Here is a 2,957-nt window from a genome sequence, read left to right on the forward strand (position 1 = left end):
TCCGTGGTTTCCGCATCGAGCTGGGCGAGATCGAAGCCAAGCTCGCCCAGGCGCCAAACATCAAGGAAACCGTGGTCCTGGCACGTGAAGACGTGCCGGGCGACAAACGCCTGGTCGCCTATTTCACCCAACACTCGCCGGACGAAGCCGTCGACATCGAAACCCTGCGCACGCAGCTGCAAACGCAGCTGCCGGCCTATATGGTGCCCGCCGCCTACGTGCGCCTCGATGCGCTGCCGCTGACCCCCAACGGCAAGCTCGACCGCAAGGCGCTACCGGCCCCCGACAGCCATGCATACACCACGCGTCTGTATGAAGCCCCGGTGGGCGACATGGAGATCAAGCTGGCAGCGTTGTGGGCGCAGTTGCTCAAGGTCGAACGAGTGGGGCGGCATGACCACTTCTTCGAGCTGGGTGGTCACTCGTTGCTCGCCGTGACACTGATCGAACGCATGCGCAAGGACGGCATGGAGGCCGATATCCGTGTGCTGTTCGGCCAGCCCACCCTCGCCCTGGTGGCTGCCGCCGTGGGCGAGGTACGGCCTATCGATGTGCCGATGACGACTATTCCCGCGCTCACGCGCAAACGCAGTATCTGAGTCGGCTGCTTCACCTGAGGGATCAATGCCCTGTCCCGGGCTTCCGGGCAGGGCGCTCGCCCTGGATCCCGCGCATCTGTATGTCCTGTCTGGCCGACGTCGGGGCTTGTCCCTGCTTCCCATGACAGACATCACCTACCGAATGCTCTAATTTTTTTTGGCCTGTAAGGCGGCGGTTCGCGAACCGCCGCCTTCGGTTGAACGTGACGATTATCCAGCGCTTTGGCCCGTGCGCCGAGGTCGGCCCAACCGCCGTCCAGGCGCCGTGCCGTACCTGAAAAACACGTTTTTATCGTCAACCACTCCGAACTAGAAAAGCAGGTTCTTCAATGCAATTCAGCGAATTGATGACAGCTCTGTCCCAGCACCCGATTCGTCTCCAACAGGACGACGACAACCTTGTGATTCTGGGCGACGACGAAGGACTGGACAATGCGCTGTGGGACAGCCTGATTGCCCATAAGCGCGAACTGCTCGAACTGGTGGAGAGAAACGGTGGCGACTGGCTGAGCCCAGCATTTCGTATCACGCCAGACATGTTGCCCCTGGCCCACCTCGGCCAGGAGACGATCGACCGGATTGTCGACAGCGTTCCTGGCGGTGCGGGCAACGTGCAGGATATCTACCCCCTGGCGCCTTTGCAGGAGGGCATTCTCTACCATTACCTCGCCGCAGGGCAGGGTGACCCCTATGTGTTGCAGTCCTTGTTCGGCGCGGATCGACGGGCACGCCTGGATGATTTTACCCAGGCGCTGCAAGGCGTGATCGATCGCCACGACATATTGCGCACCTCGATGGTGTGGGAAGGCTTGGACGAACCGGTGCAAGTGGTCTGGCACCAGGCCCGGTTGACGCTGGAAGAGATCGCGCTGGACCCTGCCGATGGTGACATCCTGTGGCAACTGCAACAACGCTTCGACACCCGGCATCACCGCTTGGATGTCGGCCAGGCGCCGCTGATGCGCCTGGTCTGTGCGCAGGATCAAATCCATCAGCGCTGGGTGGCGATCCTGTTGTTCCATCACATGGCGATGGACCATGCGGCGCTGGAACTGGTGCAGCATGAGATGCAGGCATTCCTGCTCGGGCAGGCCGACCAGTTACCCGACCCCGTGCCGTATCGCAACTATGTGGCGCAGGTTCGCCTGGGCGTGGGCGGCGATTCCCATGAGGCGTTTTTCCGCGAGATGCTCGGCGATGTCGATGAGCCAACGTTGCCGCTGGGTTTTTCCGCAGTGCCCGAAGGCGAATCGGTGGTCGAGGAAGTCCACCTGCCGATCGATGGAGAATTGAGCCGTCGCTTACGGGCTCAGGCCCGTCAGTTGGGTGTCAGCGCGGCAGCTTTGTATCACTTGGCCTGGGCGCGGGTGGTCGGGGCTGTTTCCGGCCGGCAGGACGTGGTGTTCGGCACGGTGTTGATGGGCCGGATGCAGGGCGGCGACGGTGCCGACCGGGCACTGGGCATGTTCATCAATACACTGCCGTTGCGGGTGAAGTTGGCCGGGCAGGGTGTGCGCGAAGGGGTAAAAGCCACCCATGCGGGCCTGACCGCGTTGCTCGGCCATGAGCACGCTTCGTTGGCCTTGGCCCAGCGTTGCAGCGGCGTGCCCGCGCCCGCGCCGTTGTTCGGTTCGTTGCTCAACTATCGCCACAGCGGCACGGCGCAAGCGCCCACGGCACAGACGCTGGAGGCGTGGGAAGGACTGCATTCGCTGGGCGGTGCGGAGGGCACCAATTATCCGCTGACTTTGTCGGTGGATGATCTGGGCGAAGGCTTCAGTCTCAGCGTGCTGGCCCTGGCCGGGATTGGTGCCCAGCGCATTGCCGGCTCTATGCGCCAGGCTCTGGAAAGCCTGGTCGGCATGCTTGAACAGCAGCCGGAGCTACCCCTGCAGCAGGTGTCGATCCTGCCGACGTCGGAAAGCGAGAAGTTGTTGGTGACGTTCAACGCCACCGAGGCGGACTATCCGCGACAACAGACGATCCATGGGTTGTTCGAGGAACAGGTCCAGCGTACCCCGGATGCCGTGGCGGTGGTTCGTGGTGAGCAACGCCTGAATTACCGCGCGTTGAACGAGCGGGCCAACCGCCTGGCCCATTACCTGCGCAAGCAGGGCGTAGAGCCCGATTCGCGGGTGGCTATCTGCGTCGAGCGCGGTATCGACATGGTTGTTGGCTTGCTGGCGATTCTCAAGGCCGGCGGTGGTTATGTGCCGTTGGATCCGGCGTATCCGTTGGATCGGATTGCCTACATGCTCGAGGACAGCGCACCGGCGGCGGTGTTGGCGCAGGCTGCAACGGTCGGGTTGTTGGCCGATGCTTCGATGCCAGTGATCAACCTGGATAGCGGCTTGTGGC

At 62.7% G+C, this 2,957-nt stretch carries 2 protein-coding genes; both read left to right on the plus strand.

Annotated elements, in window-relative coordinates:
* The coding region (locus tag AACY42_RS28200; RefSeq protein ID WP_339483773.1) for a phosphopantetheine-binding protein at nt 1-599 on the plus strand (599 nt) is incomplete at its 5' end.
* Between the two features lie 329 nt (nt 600-928).
* Nucleotides 929-2,957, plus strand: a 2,029-nt coding sequence (locus AACY42_RS28205; RefSeq protein ID WP_339483774.1) for a condensation domain-containing protein, incomplete at its 3' end; no start/stop codon positions are given.

The sequence above is a fragment of the Pseudomonas sp. RL_5y_Pfl2_73 genome (genome assembly GCF_963970515.1).
Taxonomy (GTDB): Bacteria; Pseudomonadota; Gammaproteobacteria; order Pseudomonadales; family Pseudomonadaceae; genus Aquipseudomonas.